The 17,033-nt window shown below is 72.3% G+C and carries 17 protein-coding genes; 6 read left to right on the forward strand and 11 right to left on the reverse strand.

The window, feature by feature from the left end; translation table 11 throughout:
• Positions 1-573: maltotransferase domain-containing protein (locus ACIF9R_RS28275; RefSeq protein WP_399985199.1), on the reverse strand; the 573-nt coding region annotated here is incomplete at its 3' end.
• 73 nt (positions 574-646) lie between these two features.
• Entirely contained in the window at positions 647-949 is a 303-nt protein-coding gene (locus tag ACIF9R_RS28280; protein WP_399985200.1) for a DUF5133 domain-containing protein, read from the reverse strand.
• Positions 950-1,304: 355 nt separating this feature from the next.
• Here ACIF9R_RS28280 and ACIF9R_RS28285 point away from each other — a divergent pair, with 355 nt between their 5' ends.
• Together ACIF9R_RS28285 and glgX are read left to right on the forward strand one after the other, a co-directional pair.
• Positions 1,305-1,817, forward strand: coding sequence for a pep a2 (locus ACIF9R_RS28285; protein ID WP_399985201.1), 513 nt, complete (start codon positions 1,305-1,307; stop codon positions 1,815-1,817).
• Positions 1,814-3,967, forward strand: coding sequence for a glycogen debranching protein GlgX (gene glgX / locus ACIF9R_RS28290; RefSeq protein WP_399985202.1), 2,154 nt, complete (start codon positions 1,814-1,816; stop codon positions 3,965-3,967). Before ACIF9R_RS28285 ends, glgX begins: the two co-directional genes overlap by 4 nt.
• Before the next feature lie 19 nt (positions 3,968-3,986).
• Here the strand turns inward: glgX and ACIF9R_RS28295 are convergent, their stop codons facing one another.
• Complete coding sequence (locus tag ACIF9R_RS28295; RefSeq protein WP_399985203.1) at positions 3,987-4,787, reverse strand: VOC family protein; 801 nt, start codon at positions 4,785-4,787, stop codon at positions 3,987-3,989.
• A 245-nt stretch (positions 4,788-5,032) separates the two neighbouring features.
• Between ACIF9R_RS28295 and ACIF9R_RS28300 the strand changes: the two genes are divergently transcribed.
• A complete protein-coding gene (locus ACIF9R_RS28300) occupies positions 5,033-5,359 on the forward strand; it encodes an ANTAR domain-containing protein (RefSeq protein ID WP_399985310.1) in 327 nt (108 codons plus the stop codon).
• Positions 5,360-5,437: 78 nt separating this feature from the next.
• On the opposite strand, the gene ACIF9R_RS28305 is transcribed toward ACIF9R_RS28300, so the two are convergent.
• Positions 5,438-6,229: an RNA polymerase sigma factor SigF gene (locus ACIF9R_RS28305; RefSeq protein ID WP_399985204.1), complete on the reverse strand. Its 792-nt coding sequence runs from the start codon at positions 6,227-6,229 to the stop codon at positions 5,438-5,440.
• 493 nt (positions 6,230-6,722) lie between these two features.
• Between ACIF9R_RS28305 and ACIF9R_RS28310 the strand changes: the two genes are divergently transcribed.
• The gene (locus tag ACIF9R_RS28310; protein WP_399985205.1) at positions 6,723-7,244 is read left to right on the forward strand and encodes a hypothetical protein; all 522 of its coding nucleotides are present in this window, start codon (positions 6,723-6,725) and stop codon (positions 7,242-7,244) included.
• A 7-nt stretch (positions 7,245-7,251) separates the two neighbouring features.
• Here ACIF9R_RS28310 and hemC read toward each other — a convergent pair whose 3' ends face one another.
• From hemC to ACIF9R_RS28325, 3 genes are all read right to left on the reverse strand, one after another.
• Positions 7,252-8,187 carry a hydroxymethylbilane synthase gene (hemC, locus tag ACIF9R_RS28315; protein WP_399985206.1) on the reverse strand — a complete coding sequence of 312 codons (936 nt, stop codon included), beginning with the start codon at positions 8,185-8,187 and terminating at the stop codon, positions 7,252-7,254.
• 81 nt (positions 8,188-8,268) lie between these two features.
• Positions 8,269-9,045 carry an NPP1 family protein gene (locus ACIF9R_RS28320; RefSeq protein WP_399985207.1) on the reverse strand — a complete coding sequence of 259 codons (777 nt, stop codon included), beginning with the start codon at positions 9,043-9,045 and terminating at the stop codon, positions 8,269-8,271.
• 144 nt (positions 9,046-9,189) lie between these two features.
• Positions 9,190-10,170, reverse strand: coding sequence for an ATP-dependent DNA ligase (locus ACIF9R_RS28325; protein ID WP_399985208.1), 981 nt, complete (start codon positions 10,168-10,170; stop codon positions 9,190-9,192).
• A 306-nt stretch (positions 10,171-10,476) separates the two neighbouring features.
• On the opposite strand from ACIF9R_RS28325, the gene ACIF9R_RS28330 reads away from it, so the two are divergent.
• Complete coding sequence (locus tag ACIF9R_RS28330; RefSeq protein WP_399985209.1) at positions 10,477-10,944, forward strand: peroxiredoxin; 468 nt, start codon at positions 10,477-10,479, stop codon at positions 10,942-10,944.
• 163 nt (positions 10,945-11,107) lie between these two features.
• Here ACIF9R_RS28330 and ACIF9R_RS28335 read toward each other — a convergent pair whose 3' ends face one another.
• The 4 genes from ACIF9R_RS28335 to ACIF9R_RS28350 all read right to left on the reverse strand — a co-directional run bounded on the left by ACIF9R_RS28335 (position 11,108) and on the right by ACIF9R_RS28350 (position 15,207).
• Entirely contained in the window at positions 11,108-11,938 is an 831-nt protein-coding gene (locus ACIF9R_RS28335) for an aldo/keto reductase (RefSeq protein ID WP_399985210.1), read from the reverse strand.
• A gap of 261 nt (positions 11,939-12,199) precedes the next feature.
• Positions 12,200-13,714, reverse strand: coding sequence for a metallophosphoesterase family protein (locus tag ACIF9R_RS28340; RefSeq protein ID WP_399985211.1), 1,515 nt, complete (start codon positions 13,712-13,714; stop codon positions 12,200-12,202).
• 99 nt (positions 13,715-13,813) lie between these two features.
• The gene (locus ACIF9R_RS28345) at positions 13,814-14,569 is read right to left on the reverse strand and encodes a dienelactone hydrolase family protein (protein WP_399985212.1); all 756 of its coding nucleotides are present in this window, start codon (positions 14,567-14,569) and stop codon (positions 13,814-13,816) included.
• Positions 14,570-14,586: 17 nt separating this feature from the next.
• Complete coding sequence (locus ACIF9R_RS28350; protein WP_399985213.1) at positions 14,587-15,207, reverse strand: L-threonylcarbamoyladenylate synthase; 621 nt, start codon at positions 15,205-15,207, stop codon at positions 14,587-14,589.
• Between the two features lie 159 nt (positions 15,208-15,366).
• Here ACIF9R_RS28350 and ACIF9R_RS28355 point away from each other — a divergent pair, with 159 nt between their 5' ends.
• Complete coding sequence (locus ACIF9R_RS28355) at positions 15,367-16,863, forward strand: helix-turn-helix domain-containing protein (protein WP_399985214.1); 1,497 nt, start codon at positions 15,367-15,369, stop codon at positions 16,861-16,863.
• Positions 16,864-17,033 lie beyond the last annotated feature (170 nt).

The raw sequence follows: 17,033 nt of genomic DNA on the forward strand, positions 1-17,033 counted from the left end.
CAGGGGCAGCGGGTCGCTGCTGGTGACCAGCTCCCGCAGCGGATGCCGGGCCAGCACCGCCGCCACCTCCGGCGTCAACGCCCCCGCAAGACGGGTGGCGCAGGGCAGGGAGTCGTCGCGCAGCGTCCGGGCCGCGGCCAGGACCGCGTCCCGGCCGTCGTCCCGCGGCACCCCGGCCGCCGCCCGCTCGTGGAGGTCGGCGCCCTCCTCCAGTACCAGGCCGGTGTCGATACCCGCCGGAACCTTGATGGCGGCGGTCCTGCGCCAGGTGGCCACGGGATCGCCCCAGGCCTCGACGCGATAGGTCCACTGCCCCGGGGCGTTCGCGGTCACCTCGGCGCCCCACCGGTCCGTGCCGGGCGTCAGCTCCCGCATCGGGGTGAACGGGCCCGGACGTCCCTCGGGATCCTTCAGCACCACATTGGCGGCCACCGCGTCGTGCCCCTCCCGGAAGAGGGTCGCCGTGACCTCGAACGTCTCGCCCACGACGGCCTTGGCCGGCCGCCTGCCGCAGTCGACGGACGGCCGGACGTCCCGTACCGGGACACGACCGATGGTCCGGGTCGTCTTCATGGGTCTTCGCACCTCCGCCGTGCTCGACGCCCGGGCCGGCGCCCGGGCGTGGTACCAGACAGCGGCGGGAAGGTCATGGCCTTCCCGCCGGAGAGCGCCGCTCGAGGGCCGGCAGGCCGCGTCGGGCCGTCGCGGCCGGACGGGGCCGGTCGTTCTGTTCCTGCAGATAGGTGATGAGGGACGTGCGCAGATACCGTTCGGCGGCGTCCGCGGCCTCGCGCGCGCAGCGCTTGCCCATCAGCACACAGAGGGTGTAGCCGGAGTCCTCGAAGGTGGCCCGCACCGTGTGGTCGGTGGGGGCCGCCAGCATCACGCGTTCCCAGGCCCGGTAGCGACGCAACTGCCGGGCAACTTCGGCTTTGGCGGGTAGCAGCATGCGCCGTTCACCTTTCCGGGGCTCGATTTCGGGCGCGTTGTCCCGGCGGTCGGGCGGGACCGTGCGCACCGATGCACGGGCCCGTAACGGCGATCGAGGTCTTCACACATGGTGCACGGGTGATGACGCAACGTCTTGTTGGGTTTTCAATCACCATGGAAGGGCTCGTGTTCGCCCTCCCGTGTGCTCAGTTGTCGCCTCCTGTGCCTCAGTCGTGCGCTCGTGTTGCACGAATGGACCAACCCCCTCACGCTGAAGGTGACTCAGAAGCGATACCCGCTCACGTTCCGTGTCCGGGGGCTCGTCCCGAAGGGGCGAGGAGGAGCGAGAGCTTCGCGGTGAGGAGCCGACGACGATGAAGACCGCAGCGCCCTGCTACTACCACCTCGACGTGGAAGTCAGCCCGGAGAAAGTGGGACAGGTCAGCCGCATACTGGCCGCGCACCTCCGGTTCTGGGACCTGGAGAACCTAGTGGAAACCGTCTGCGGCGGCGCCGAGATGCTGCTGCGGGCCATCGACGAGCACGCCACCGACAAGAACACGTCGATCGAGATGTGGTGGAACGGCCAGCACCTCATCACGGCCATCGGGGACCACAACCGCGCCCTGCGCCCCGACCAGGAGCTGCGCGGCTGTCTCGAGCACATCGCGGCGAGCAGCGACGGCTGGGGCTGCTGCGCCACCGAGACCGGCAGCAAGGTCATCTGGTTCTCGCAGCGCGCCCGCGCCGGCGAACGCGTCCCCCTCGTACCGATCGGTCCCGGACCGCGGGAGAGCGAGGGTCTGGACCTGCCCCGCGAGCTGAGCGTCAGCAGGCTCACCGGCCGGGTACGAACACCGGGCGGCCTCCTGGAGGAGGTCCGGTGACCCGGCGTCAGACCCGGAAAGGGGCGCCCGCGTGGAGCGGGCGCCCCTACCCGCTGGGTGCGACCTACGACGGTGAGGGCACCAACTTCGCGCTGTTCAGCGAAGTCGCCGAGGGCGTCGAACTGGTCCTGGCCGACGACGACGGGCGGCACCGCACGGTACGGCTCACCGAGGTCGACGGTTTCGTCTGGCACGGCTACCTCCCCGGCATCGGCCCCGGGCAGCGCTACGGCTACCGCGTCCACGGACCGTGGGACCCCGCGGTCGGGGACCGCTGCAACCCGGCGAAACTCCTCCTCGACCCCTACGCCACCGCGGTGGACGGGCAGATCGACAACCACCCCTCGCTGTACGAACGCGATCCGCACGGACCGGACCCGGCCGACAGCGCCGGCCACACCGTGCTCGGCGTGGTGACCGACCCGGCCTTCGACTGGGGCGACGACACCCCTCCCTGCCGCCCCTACTCCGACACGGTGATCTACGAGGCCCACGTCAAGGGCCTGACCCGCACCCACCCGGACGTCCCCAGGGAACTCCGGGGCACCTACGCCGGGCTGGCGCACCCGTCCGTGGTCGAGCACCTCACCTCGCTGGGCGTCACCGCCATCGAGCTGATGCCGGTGCACCAGTTCGTCCAGGACGGCGTGCTGCAGAGCCGCGACCTGGCCAACTACTGGGGCTACAACACCATCGGCTTCTTCGCCCCGCACAACGCCTACGCCGCCCGGGGCACCCGGGGACAGCAGGTCACCGAGTTCAAGAACATGGTGAAGACCTTGCACGCGGCCGGACTCGAGGTGATCCTCGACGTCGTCTACAACCACACCGCCGAGGGCAACGAGAAGGGCCCCACGCTCTCCTTCCGGGGCATCGACAACTCCTCGTACTACCGCCTGGTGGACGGCGACTGGCGCCACTACTACGACACCACCGGCACCGGCAACAGCCTGCTGATGCGCCACCCCTACGTACTCCAGCTGATCATGGACTCGCTCAGGTACTGGGTCACCGAGATGCATGTCGACGGCTTCCGCTTCGACCTCGCGGCCACCCTGGCCCGGCAGTTCCACGAGGTGGACCGGTTGTCGGCGTTCTTCGACCTGATCCAGCAGGACCCGGTGATCAGCCGCGTCAAACTGATCGCCGAACCGTGGGACGTGGGCGAGGGCGGTTACCAGGTGGGCAACTTCCCGCCGCTGTGGTCGGAGTGGAACGGCCTCTACCGGGACGCCGTACGGGACTTCTGGCGCGGTGAGGAGCACACGCTCGGTGATTTCGCCTCCCGGCTGACCGGCTCCTCCGACCTGTACGCGCACCACCGGCGCCGGCCCCGCGCCAGCGTCAACTTCGTCACCGCGCACGACGGTTTCACCCTGCGCGACCTCGTCTCGTACAACGACAAACACAACGAGGCCAATGGCGAGGGCAACCGGGACGGCGAGAGCAGCAACAGGTCCTGGAACTGCGGCGTCGAGGGCCCCACCCGCGATGCGGCCGTGCTGGAGCTGCGCGCCCGCCAGCAGCGCAACTTCCTCGCCACGCTGCTGCTCTCCCAGGGCATCCCGATGCTCTCCCACGGCGACGAACTCGGCCGCACCCAGCACGGCAACAACAACGCCTACTGCCAGGACAACGAGATCAGCTGGATCGACTGGCGGCTCGACGACGAGCAGCGCGCTCTGCTCGACTTCACCCGCACGCTCATCTCCCTGCGCAACGTCCATCCGGTGCTGCGCCGCCGCCACTTCTTCCGGGGCGAGACGGTGCGCCACGCGGACCAGCCGCTGCCCGACCTGGTGTGGCTGCTGCCCAACGCCCACGAGATGACGGACGACGACTGGCAGCGCTCCGACGCCCACTCGGTCGGCGTCTTCCTCAACGGCGACGCCATCGCCGAACCCGGCCCACGCGGCCGGCGGCTGGTCGACGACTCGTTCCTGCTGCTGCTCAACAGCCACTGGGAACCGGTCGACTTCCGGCTGCCGAACGCCTCCTACGGCGAACGCTGGACGGCCCTGATCGACACCGCCGACCCGGACGGCTCCCCCGACGAGGCGGAGCACAAGGCCGGCACCACGCTCACCGTCGGCGCCCGCAGCCTGGTGCTGCTGTCCCGCCCGTCCCGCCCGTCCCGTCCGTCGCGGTGACGCGCGGGCCCCGGGGAGGTCAGCGCTCGCGGCGCGAGGTCACCGTGAACTGGGCGCCGTCGTTGTCGCGGAGCACGGCCTCCTCGGGCCCCTCCGACAGCACGCTGCCGCCGTGCCGTTCGGCGGCGCGGGCGCAGGCCGCCACGTCCTTCACCGCGAAATGGACCTGCCAGTGGGGCCGGATCGACGGGTCGGGGGCCGATCCCAGCGCCCCCGACTCGATGCGTGCCACCACGTCCCCGCCGCTGCGCAGCACCACTTCCTCGCCCTCGTAGCCGACTTCGCAGGTGCCGGGCCCGGCCGACCCCCAGTCGAAGACCTCGCCGTAGAAGATCGCGGCGTCGAAGGCGTCCCGGGTGTGCAGCCGGATGAACGCGGGCTGCGCCCGGTGCCAGGCGGGCCAGTCGGTGAACAGCTCTCCCTCCCACACGCCGAACGTCGCCCCGTCCCGGTCGGCCAGCAGAGCCGCACGGCCGGGCGGCAGGGAGAGGGGACCGACCGCCGACGTACCGCCGCGCTCCTGCACCCGGGCCGCGGCCTCGTCGGCGCTGCGCACCGCGAAGTACGGTGTCCAGGCCACCGCCATCTGCCACATGCCGGCGACGGCGGCGATCCCGGCCACCGGCCGGCCGTCGGCCAGGGCGACACGGAACCGGTCGCCGAGGCGCATCGGGCGCCACTCCCAGCCGAGCACCGCAGTGTAGAACTCCTCGGTCGTCCGCACATCACGGCTGGTCAGGCTCACCCAGCAGGGTGCGCCGAAGACGGAGTGCGTCGAGAAGACCTCCGTCGCGGCGGAGGAGGGCATGTCGTGGTTCATGGCAGTGGTGTCCTGATCTCGTCGGCCTGGCAGCCACCCGGATGGCACCAGTGTCCGTGGCAACCGGCCCGGGCGCCTGCCGGGTACCCCGACGGCGGGCCGGAAACGGTGCCCCCCCGTGCGCCCTCGGACCGCCCCGGTGGCACAGGGCGGGACCAGTAGCGACGATGGATGGATCGGACACTGGGTGAAGGCACTCAAGCACCATGCCGAGGCACCACGAGAGCGGCACACCGGACCCGGAGGTGACCATGCCCACGGACGGGGGCGCGGACCGGATTCTCCAGCTGGAGGAAGAGGTTCAGCAGCTGAAGGACGCGGTCGTCTCGCACGCGGTGGTGGACCAGGCGATCGGCATGATCGTCGCACTGGGCAGGGTTTCGCCCGACCAGGGCTGGGCGGTGCTCAGGGAGGTCTCCCAGCGCACGAACATCAAACTCCGCAACGTCGCCGACATGATCCTGGTCTGGGGGCGCACCGGTCTGCTGCCGGCGGAGGTGCGTACGGTCCTGGAGGAGGTCCTGGACCGGGTCGGCCCCACCCGCCTTCCCGGCACGCCGCCCGAGCGCTGACGCGGCACGCCCGGAGCGCCGGCCACGGCCGCGGGCCGTGCGGGCCCCCGCCCGGCCCGCGACCGTGCGGGGACCCGCTCAGCCGGCCTCCGGCCGCAGTTCCTCGCGCAGCTGGGCGAAGCAACTGCTCAGCAGCCGGGAGACATGCATCTGCGAAATGCCGAGCTGCTCGGCGATCCCGCTCTGTGTCATCCCCTTGAAGAAGCGCAGATAGAGGATGAGCCGCTCGCGCTCGGGCAGCGCCTCCAGGCAGGGTCGCGCCGCCACCCGGTCGACGACGGTGTCGTAGGCCGGGTCGGGGCCGCCGAGCGCGTCCCCGAGGGCATATCCGTCGGTGCCCGGCATCTCCGCCTCCAGCGACAGCGCGGAGAAACACTCCAGTGCTTCCGTCCCGGTGCGCACCTCGTCCTCGGTCAGCTGGGCGTACGCGGCGATCTCGGCGACCGTGGGAGCCCGGCCCGGGGTCGTCTGCGCCAGCTCCTTCGCCGCGTGCCGCACACGGTTGCGCAGGTCCTGGACCCGGCGCGGTACGTGCAGGGTCCACATGTGGTCGCGGAAGTGGCGTTTGATCTCACCGGTGATGGTCGGTACGGCGTATGCCTCGAACGCGTTGCCACGGGCCGGATCGTAGTGGTCGACGGCCTTCACCAGGCCGAGGGCCGCCACCTGGTACAGATCCTCCAGGGCCTCGCCGCGCCCACGGAAGCGGACGGCGATCCGCTCGGCCATGGGCAGCCAGGCGGTGACCAGACCCTCGCGCAGCATCCGGCGCTCGTGCCCGTCGGGCAACGCGGCCAGACGTGCGAAGTCCCCGGCAGTGTCGGGGGCGTCGTCGTGGGAGTGCGGCTTCCTGGGACTGACGGTACGCATCGCGCGCACCTCCCTGAGAGGGGTGCCGGATGGACAGAACCCGTGGGAAGCGCCGACTTCGGACCGGGCGGGCCCGGGGCCGGCGAACCGGTTCCCACGGACGTGCCTCCTGTCCGAAGCACTGCACATTCCATTCCCCGTGCCCCGCCCTTTCAAAACGGCTTTCCCTGATTCACCCGCACCGCATTGTGGAAAGGGTACGTTCTGGAATCGAAGGAATTCGGTGCGTAAAATCCCGGCGGTACGGGCGGCCGGTCCCGCCCCGCGCCGGCCGCACGGGCCGCCGCGGTGGCACGCCGGTGATCACGGCGGCGGACGTGATGTGCGGCACGCCGCGGCGGAGGGCCCGGCGGGCGCTCGGGGGATTCCTCCAGCGCAGCGCTTGATCACTCGTCGGACCAGGTGAACTGCCTGACCACGGCGCATTCCGCGCATTTGACAGTGCGCCGAGCCCCCGGATAGGAAACAGCGGACAGAAGTCGAAAGGTGCACTGTGTACGAGCCGAACGTGGTCGGGGACTGGCAGGAGTACGGCGAGTACGCCGGTCTGCGTGTCCGTGTCCACCGTCTGGAATCGGGCGAACCGCCACGCGGACGGGACGACGCCGCCGAGGGGCTGACGTACTTCAGTGTCCGCGTGACCGTGGAGAATCGCGGCGACCGGCCTTTCTGCATTCATCTCGAGGACGGCCAGATCGATATTCGGACCGGCCCCGACGGCGAGAGCGCGTTCCTCGACTGGCGCAACTCGCAGTTCATCGAGGGATTCGACGTCCACCCGCTGCGCCGCGTCACCGCGGTGCTCTACGCGGCCGGCCCCGAGGCGTCCCTGGGCCAGGTCGACGTCCAGGTCCAGCTGCGCGCCGACGAGGAGTGGGCCGGCCGCCGGCTGTGGACGGGCGGCGTCGGTGTGCACGAGGGTGCCGCCGGGACGCCCGTCGGCGCGTGCCGGGACAGTCTCGCCCAGCAGGTGAGTGTCTTCCTTCAGGAGCAGGCGGAGGAAGGCACCTCCTGAGCGGACGTCAGTGCGGGATGCCGTCGATGATCTCGCGGGCGCCCTGACGCAGCAGGGCCACGGCGACCGAGGTGCCGAGCGTGGCCGGATCGAGCCGGCCCGCCCACTCGTGCGCGTTCAGCCGGGTCTTGCCGTCCGGGGTGAAGACGCAGGCGCGCAGGGACAGTTCGCCCCCGAGGTCCTCCCGCGCGTACCCGGCGATGGGGCTGTTGCAGTGGCCCTGCAGCACATGCAGGAACATGCGTTCGGCGGTGGCCTCGCGGTGGGTGCCCGGGTGGCCGAGGGCGCTGACCGCTTCGATGAGTCCCCCGTCGCCCTCGCGGCACTGCAGGGCGAGGATGCCCGCGCCTATGGGCGGCATCATGGCCTCGGGGGAGAGTACCTCGCTGATCACGTCGGTGCGGCCGATGCGTTCCAGGCCGGAGAGCGCGAGCAGCAGGGCGTCCGCCTCCCCGTCCGCGAGCTTTTGCAGCCGCCGGTTCGCGTTGCCGCGCATCGGCACGCACCGCAGGTGCGGATGGGTGGCGGCGAGCTGGGCGACCCGGCGCACGGAGGACGTGCCGATCCGGGTCCCGGGCGCGAGCTGGTCCAGGGTGAGCCCGCCGGGGTGCACCAGGGCGTCACGGATGTCGTCCCGCCGCAGGAACGCGGCGAACACCGTGCCCGCCGGAAGCGGCCGGTCGGCGGGCACGTCCTTGACGCAGTGCACGGCGACATCCGCCTCACCCGCGAGCAGTGCGGCGTCCACCTCCTTGGTGAACGCGCCCTTGCCCTCCACCTGGGACAGGTCGCCCAGCCACTTGTCCCCGGTCGTTCTGACCGGCACGACCTCGGTGCGCACCTCGGGCAGCGCGGCGGTCAACTCCGCCCGGACTCTTTCCACTTGGGCAAGCGCCATGGGCGAGTCGCGGGAGACGATGCGGATCGTCGAGGGGATCGGCATGGCGACACGATAGACCCTCGGGGGCACCTGCGGTGCCGGGAACGCCGTTCGGCGTCCCCGGCGTCAACGGGACTGTCACGGTCAGCCGTTCGGGTCGAACGGGATGTCCGAGGGCTTGGCCTTCGCCAGATGGGAGGCGAAGCTTCCGTCCTTCAGGCCGAAGTGGGCGCTGCCGAAGTCGTGCGAGACGAGCTTGTCGCGCAGACCCGCCGGGTAGCCGTTCCAGCCGACCAGCGCCGGGTACTGCCAGGTGCCCCGGTGGTTCTCCGGCGGCTCGTCGCCCGCGCCCGCGAGGCGGAAGCAGTGGGTGCCGATGCCGTCCTTGTGGTACGCGATCTTCGGATGCGTGCCCTCGAAACGCACCGCCGACCGCGCGTGGACGGTGAACGAGCCGTGGTTGGACGTGGCGACGTACTGGGCGGCGCCGTCCCGCACCCAGACCACGACATGCTCCCAGTCGTGGCGGTGGCCCCCGAGGCTTATGCCCGGCAGCGCCTGGTCCTTCTCGAAGTACAGGGCGTAGACGACGGCGCACCAGCCGTTGTTGCACTTGGAGCGGGCGTAACCATTGGTGCTGTCCAGGTCCGAGGCGTCGCGGCAGTTGCCGTTGAGGGCGCCGGTCGGCTTGAGGCCGGGGTTGACGGCGCCGTCCGGGCCGATCGCCGCCGTGGGATAGCAGCCGTCGGTGTCGTAGTCGTAGGCGGGCTGGAAGGTCTGCTCCAGGGTGTCGGCACTGGCGGGCAGAGCGGCCGGGGGAGCGGCGAAGGCGGTGGCGGGGAAGGCGATGAGAAGTGCGGCGGCGCCGGCCAGGCCGGTCAGCCATCTCCTGCGGTGCGTTCGCGACGTGCTCGACGGCACTGCGTCCTCCTGTTGGTCCAGGCGCAGCCAAGTGGCTGTGGGGGTGGGGGAGTTCAGCATCCCGGCTGGACGTATACATGCCAAGAGGGTGCGGGCGTACCGCTGGTGAAGCGTGGCGCAACTTCTGCGGCGCCGGGGTCCGGATCAGACCAGGTCGTCCGGAATGTCGGCCGCGGCCTCCTCAGGAGCGAGGTCGGGGCGCAGGCGCAGCCAGGACGGCTGGCGCAGCATTCCGTGCCGGGTGCGGGTGCTGTACCGCACCTCCCCGACCAGCCGGGGCACCACCCAGTGCGCGCCCGGGACGGCCGGCACCGGGTCGAAGGGGCAGGCATCGGTGGCCGCCGCCCGCAACAGCCCGGCGAGCTCGGTGCGTTCGGCCTCGCTCCAGCCGGTGCCCACGCTGCCGACGTAGCGCAGCCGTCCTCCCGCGCGCTGCCCGGCCAGGACCGCGCCCGGCAGCCCGCTCAGCCGTCCCCTGCCGGGCAGCCAGCCGCCGACCAGGACATCCTCGCTGCGCATGTTGCGGATCTTGATCCAGGCGCGGGAGCGCACGCCCGGCTCGTACACCGAGTCCAGGCGCTTGCAGACCAGTCCCTCGAGCCCGTGCTCGAGGGTGGCCCGCAGTGCCTCGGGGCCGTGACCGACGATCGCGGACGGCGTGGACCAGGCCGGCCCGTCGAGAGCGAGGTCCAGCAGCACCTCGCGGCGCCGGACGTAGGGCAGGCGGAGCAGTGACCGTCCCTCCAGATGCATCACGTCGAACAGCACCAGGTGGACGGGGACCGCCGCCGCCCGTCGGGCCGCCCGGCCGGGGGCGTGTGCCAGGCCCATCCGGGACTGGAGCAGCTGGAAGCTCGCGCGGCCGTCCGCGTCGAGGGCGAGCACCTCGCCGTCCAGCACCGCGGGCGTGGCACCGAGGGCGGAGGCCAGTGGATGGAGCTCCGGGTATGCGCCGGTGATGTCCTGGCCGGAGCGGGCCCGCAGGACCACGGTGCCGTCCCCGGGGAGATAGACCACGGCCCGCTGACCGTCCTGTTTGGTCTCGTAGGCCCAGCGGGCGTCCGCCGCCGGAGGCGGCAGCGAGCCGGGTGTGGCGAGCATGGGCGGGATCAGCGGCAGGATCACGGGTGAGGTGTGAACGCCCGCGCCGCCCGCCACGCGCCGGCCGCCGGGGATTCGCCCGAACGGCTGCGGGGCCCCGGTCGGCCTGCGCCGCGCGCTCCGCGGGGACTTGACGCCCGTGGCGTACTTACCATCCGGTAATGTCGTGCCGCAGGTCACCCGAGGAGGAACCGTGACACGGTCCGCACGCTCGTCTCTGCTGCCCGTCGGCCTGCCGGCCGCCGCGGGCAGGCGGGCTCACCGTTTCGACCCCACGGTGCGGCGCACCCTGCCCGGCTCGCCCCGGACCCGGAACGCGGAGGGCCGGTCATGAGCGGACGTCCGGAGAAGGGCGACACGGTCGAGGACTTCGCGCTGCCGGACGAGACCGGCACCGTCCGCCGGCTCGCGGATCTGCTCGCCGAGGGGCCGGTGGTGCTCTTCTTCTACCCGGCCGCCCTGAGCCCCGGCTGCACCACCCAGGCCTGTCACTTCCGGGACCTGACCGCCGAGTTCGCCGCCGTCGGCGCCCGCCCGGTGGGCGTGAGCGGGGACCCCGTCGAGCGGCAGGCGGAGTTCGCCGGACGGCACGCGCTCGGCATGCCCCTGCTGTCCGACCCCGACGGCACCGTCCGTGAGCGTTTCGGGGTGAAGCGGGGCATCGCACTGGCGCCCACCAAACGAGCCACCTTCGTCATCGCACCGGACCGGACCGTCCTGGAGGTCGTCCGCAGCGAGATCCGGATGAACGCACACGCCGACCGGGCGCTCGCCGCGCTCCGCGCCCGCCGGGCGTGACGCCGCCCCGGGTGCCCCGCCGCCGCGGTTGAGAGGGCGCGGCCACGGGGCGATATCGGACCAATGGAGGAAGCCTCCGCCACGGTGGTCGTCGATGCCCGCGGCACCGTGACCGGCCGGCGCGGACACCACCACTCGGCGGGACGCCATCCCGGGCACCCGGTCAGAACTCCTCGTGCACCTCCGGGTCCCCGCCGATCCGACGAGGTGCGCGCTCGGCGATCATCCGCATCTGGGCGGCGTCCAGTTCGAATCCGAACACGTCGAGGTTGGCCCGCTGCCGCAGTGGGTCGGACGACTTGGGGACGGGGAGCACACCCAGCTGGATGTGCCAGCGCAGCACCGCCTGGGCGGGGGTGACCCCGTGTGCCTCGGCGACGGTGGCCACGGCCAGGTCGTCCAGGAGCCGCGAGCCACGGCCGAGCGGGCTCCAGCTCTCGACGAGCACCCCCTTGTCCGCGTGGTAGGAGCGCAGCTCCTCCTGGGGGAAGAGGGGGTGCAGTTCGATCTGGTTGACCGAGGGGAGCACCCCGGTCTCCTTCTCCAGCCGCTCGATGTGGGCGGGCGTGAAGTTGGAGACGCCGACCGACCGGACCAGGCCGTCCTCGCGCAGCTTGATCATGGCCCTCCAGGAATCGACGTACTTGTCGACGCGGGGGAGGGGCCAGTGGATCAGATAGAGGTCGACGTACTCCAGGCCGAGCCGGGCCCGGGACTCCTCGAAGGAGGCGAGGGTCTCCTCGTAGCCGTGGTGACGGCCCGGAAGTTTCGTCGTCACGACGATCTCCTCGCGAGGCACGCCGGCCGAGGCCACGGCACGGCCGACACCGGTCTCGTTGCGGTAGTTCGCCGCCGTGTCGACGAGGCGATAGCCCGCCTCCAGGGCCGTACCCACCGCCCGCTCCGCCTCGGCGTCGTCCATCGGCCAGGTGCCCAGGCCCAGGGCGGGGAGGGTGGTGCCGTCGTTGAGGGTGTGGCTCGGGATGCTGGTCACGAGAGGGCCTTCCCTGGGGGAGTGTCTTTCCTCCAGGGTCGGGGACGGCGGGGACAACGATCAACCGGACGGGCGGGCGCGTGCGCCGGAGGCGCTGTCGCCGGGCCTTGCGTGCCGGGCACCGGCCGGGCGTCGAACACCGCGCACCTCGACCCTCATGCACCGGGTGATGCTCGCCGGTGACGTACCCGTGGGCGTGGACGGCCGTCCGTCGATGGCCTTCACCGGCACCCCACCGGGCCGCTGGTAGCGGGTCCGCGCTCACGTCAGCGGGATGGTCACCTCGTCCTCGACCGGCGGGTCGACCTCGTGCGCGCGCAGGCCGGTGGCCGCGTGACAGCGCAGCCGGACCGCCTCCGGGCTCACGTCGACGCGCAGGAAGCTCTTGAAGAACGGCGGACTGTAGGTCGCCGAACCCGGTGAGAACACCGACGTGTAGGCCTTGCGCACGGGCAGCCGGAACCGCTTGCCCCGGTCCGGCCGGCGACCGGTGCCGAGCACGCCTGCGACCAGCCTCATCCGGCGGGTGACCCGGGCCGGGGTGCCCGGGGCGCGGGTGGGCCCGATCCCGAGACGCTCGGCGATCACGGCCATCGCCTCGGCCTCGGTGAGTGCGAAGAAGCGCCGCAGCCGCAGCCGTCGCCCGTAGAGGGCGCTGTAGAACGCGAGGGAGTCGCCGCGCAGCGGATAGCAGCGGAAGTCACGCTCGGTGACTCCGGCGACGTCGACCCGGGGGATGGTGTGGGTGGCGTGGGTGAACGCGCCCGAGCCGCCCGCCACCACGTACTGCAGGGTGCGGCCGTCGTCCAGCCGCACCGGGTAGCGCTGGTAGTTGTGGATGTCACCGCCGATCGCGGCCACATAGTGGTGACCGGGGTCGCGGACGATGTCGTCGACGGTGCCGCCGCCCTCGATCGGGCACGGGTGGTACGCGCCGTCGACGTACAGGGGTGAGCCCGTGACGAGGATCTTCGGGCGCGGTCCCCGGGAGATCTCCCGCAGCCAGGCGCCCTGTTCGGCGTCGACCGTGCCCAGCAGCCCGGTGTCGATGCCGACGATCCGCACCGGCCCGGCGTCGATCGCCCAGTACGGCCCCGGCTGCACCGCCTGCTGGGCGGGCGCCGAGCGCAGCGTGCGCGCTTCCGCGAGGCGCCCGCCGTCCCCGGGGCGCGGCCGGTGCCACAGCAGGGAACGCAGCCAGGCCCGGGTGAGGGGGCGCGGGGCGGGCGCGGGCGGCAGGGGCGGGGCGTCGTCGCAGAAGACGCGCATGAAGCCGGCCAGGTCCTCGTACCAGTCGTGGTTGCCGGGTATCGCGTAGATCGGGGCACGGTAGTCCCGGTACGGCCGGAAGAACTTGGCGTCGTAGTCGTCGGCACTGCCCACGGGGTAGATCACATCGCTGGCGAGTATCGCGAAGGCGGTGTCCCGGCCCTCCTTCAGCAGGCCCGGCACGACCGCGTACTGCGGCTCGTCGCCCTCCCCGGTGTCGCCGAGGACCAGGAACGAGAACCGGTCCGGTTCGTCGCGCCGGATCACCTTGTCGTCCGGGGCGCCGGCCGCCGCGCGCTGGGCCGTCCAGCGGGCCCGGACACCCGCTGTGGGGTCGCCCAGCCAGGAGGCCAGGACACCGTTGCGGGCGGCCCAGAGCATTCTCGGGTCGAGCCAGGAGATCTTCTCGGTCCGGGGCGGCATCAGCTGCCGGTACGCGCCGGGTTCGGCGGAGCCCCAGCCGGCACCCTCGGCGGTCTCGCGTGAAGAGCGTGAAGAGTCGGACACCGGTGCACCGTAACAACGGTGCGGTGAACCGCCGGTGACCGGGGGCCCGGAACGAGAGCGGTGAACTCCCGCCACCGGGCGCCCGGTTGACGGAGGGAACTAGAAGGTGCGGGCCAGCAGACCGAGCAGCGCCGCCCAGTGCAGCTCGTCCGCGTCCTTGTCGTAGGCGGCCGTGTCGGACTGGGTGAATCCGTGTCCGGCCCCGGTGTACACCTCGCAGCGGTGCCGGACACCGGCGTCCGTCAGGGTCCGCTCCAGACGCTCGATCTGCTCCGCCGGCAGCGACGGGTCCCGGTCGGCGTGCCCGAAGTAGAGCTCGCCGGTGATCCGGCCGGCCAGGAGATGAGGGCTGTCCGGCGCGTCCGATGCCAGCCGGCCCCCGTGGAACCCGGCCGCGGCGGCCACGCGCTCCGGATGGGTGGCCGCCGTGCGCAGGGACAGTGCCGCGCCCATGCAGTAACCGGTCACCGCCACCGGGCCGTCGGCCGCCGACGGACAGCCTTCCAGCCACCGCAGATACGCTCCGGCGTCACGCGCCGCCCGCTCGGGCGTGAGCTGCCGCATCACCGGCATGAGGCCCCGCAGCAGCCGGCCCCGCGAAGCGTCGTCGATGAACTCGGGCAGTTCGGCCACCGGGGCAGGACCGCGGCGGTAGAACACGTTCGGCACCAGGACGGTGTACCCGGCCTCCGCCAGCCGGTCGGCCATCGCCCGCAGCCGCGGGCGGAGCCCGAAGGCGTCCATGTAGAACAGCACCGCCGGCCGGGGAGTCCCGTCGGCGGGACGCGTCAGATAGGCGTCGGCGGTCCCGTCCCCGGTAGGGATGCCCACGCCGGTTCCCCGTACGGCGGACATGGCCGGTCCGCTCCCGGTCACTCGAACCGCGAGACGTCGCCCGCGCCCCGTCGCACGATCTCCGCCTCGCCGCCGGAGAAGTCGATGACCGTGGTCGGCTCGGTGCCGCACTCCCCGGAGTCCAGGACCGCGTCCACCTGGTGGTCGAGCCGGTCCTTGATCTCCCAGCCCTGGGTCATCGGCTCGTCCTCGCCGGGCAGCAGCAGCGTGCTCGACAGCAGGGGCTCACCGAGCTCCGCCAGCAGCGCCTGGGTGACCACATGGTCGGGGATGCGCACGCCGACGGTCTTCTTCTTGGGGTGCTGCAGCATGCGCGGCACCTCCTTCGTCGCGGGCAGGATGAAGGTGTAGCTCCCCGGGGTCGATGCCTTGACCGCGCGGAACACGTCGTTGTCGATCCGGACGAACTGACCGAGCTGCGCGAAGTCCCGGCACACCAGGGTGAAGTGGTGCCGGTCGTCCAGTTTGCGGATGGTGCGGATCCGGTCGATGCCGTCGCGGCTGCCCAGCCGGCAGCCCAGCGCGTAGCAGGAATCCGTGGGGTATGCGATCAGGGCGCCCGCACGAATGCTGTCGGCGACCTGGCCGATGGTGCGCGGCTGGGGGTTGTCGGGGTGCACGTCGAAGTACTTCGCCATTCATCGAGCTTATGCCGCCCGCGCGGGAGCACCGCACACCTCGGGGCTTGGCGTCCTCCTCCGCCGGGTGCGGCGCCGCGCCGGGGTGAGCGCCGCCCACGTGTGGGGTAACGTCCGCGACCTGGGCCGGGACGGCGGCGGGACGAAGGGAGGACCGGGGTGGCAGGCCGTGACGACGGGATCCGGGGAACGACCCGGGACACCGGGGATGGGGAGCCGTCGACCTGGGCGCGGGAACTGCTCGATCATCTGCGGCCGTCCGGGCGGGACGCCCGCCGGGTCGTCGACTGGCTGGCCGGCACCGCGCGCGCGGACGTGTCCCTCCAGGACGCCGCCGGCACCCTCCTCGCCGGGACCCGGCTGCCCCTGGACGGAGCCCTCGTCGCCGATATCGGCTCCGGCCGGATCGCCTCCGCCGCCTGGGAGGGGGAGGGACGCCATCAGCGTCTGGTGCGGATCGGCCACCCTTCGGGCACGTGTGTGCTGGCCGTCTCCCGCGAGGCCCCCTTCGACCGGCACACCGCCGAGGTCGTCACCCGCACCGCCCAGGTGATCGAGCTCCTGCTGGCCGCCCATGAGACGACCGAGGCCGGGCGCCGCCTCCGGCGGGCCACGGCCGATCTGCGGCTGGCGATCCTGCAACTGCTGATGGTCGAGGACACCGTGGCGGCCCGACGGGTCGCCGCGGGACTCTGGCCGGGCCTGCTGGACGCCGACACGGCCTGTGTCTACGTCGTCGAATCGGCGCCCGCCCGGCGCGAACGGCTGGTGGCGGAGTGCCTGGACACCACGGGGGACGAGGCACTGGTCGTGCGGTGCCCCGCGATGGACGGGCACGTCATCGTCGTCAGCCCCCGCGCGAGAACCGCCTCCGATCTGCGGTCGCTGGTCGGCCGGCATCCCGGCACGTTCCTCGGCGGCAGTGTGTGGCAGAGCCTCGCCCGTACCGCCACCGCGTACGGACAGGCCGTCAGCGCGCTGGCGGTGGCGCGCTTCCGGTCGGACAAGACGGCCGTGTACGCCGAGCGCACCCACCCCGAGCGGCTGATGGACCCCGCCGCCCTGCGCGGCTGGGCGGGCCGGGTGCTGCGTCCGCTGGACGCGCTGGCCCACCACACCCGGGCCGAACTCCTCGCCACCACCCGCCTCGGCCTGGAGTTCACCGCCGTCAACACCGCCAAGATCCTCGGCGTCAGCCGCAACACCGTGCGGGCCCGCATGGAACGCGTCGAGACCATGCTCGGTGTCGACTTCGACGACGTCACCGCCCGCGCCGTCGTGCACCTGGCGCTGCACACCCAGATCAACCTCCTGGACGGGCAGGCGGGCACCGGCCAGGACACGCACGCCCCGGGCCTCGCCGGTCTGCTGGCCTGCCCCGCCGTCGACGCCTGGGCGCGGGAACTGCTGGGCCGGCTGGACCACGACGCCCGCAACGTGCGGCGCACCCTGCGCACCTGGATCGACGCCGGAGGCAACGCCGAACGGGCCGCGCAGAGCCTGGGCGTCCATCCCCAGACCGTGCGCGAGCACGTGCGCAGCGCCGAACCGGTCCTCGAACGCCAGCTGCTGGCCACCGGGACCGATCTCTACGAGGTCGTGCTGGCCCATCTGGCGGTGGGCGATCTGGAACAGCCGGTACTGACAGCGGGGTAAAGCGGACCTTTCGGGCGTGGTTGTGCACGGATGAGTGCTCCGGCGGCCGCAGCGGGCACCGGCGCGATACACAGGCGCTCCCGCTCCGGTTACTTTCGAGCCACGGCGGGGGCACGACCGGAACGGGGGACCGGTCGCGGCCCCCGCCCCTCGGCCGCTGCGCGCCCCGT

This window comes from Streptomyces sp. NPDC086080 (genome assembly GCF_044540255.1).
Taxonomy (GTDB): domain Bacteria; phylum Actinomycetota; class Actinomycetes; order Streptomycetales; family Streptomycetaceae; genus Streptomyces.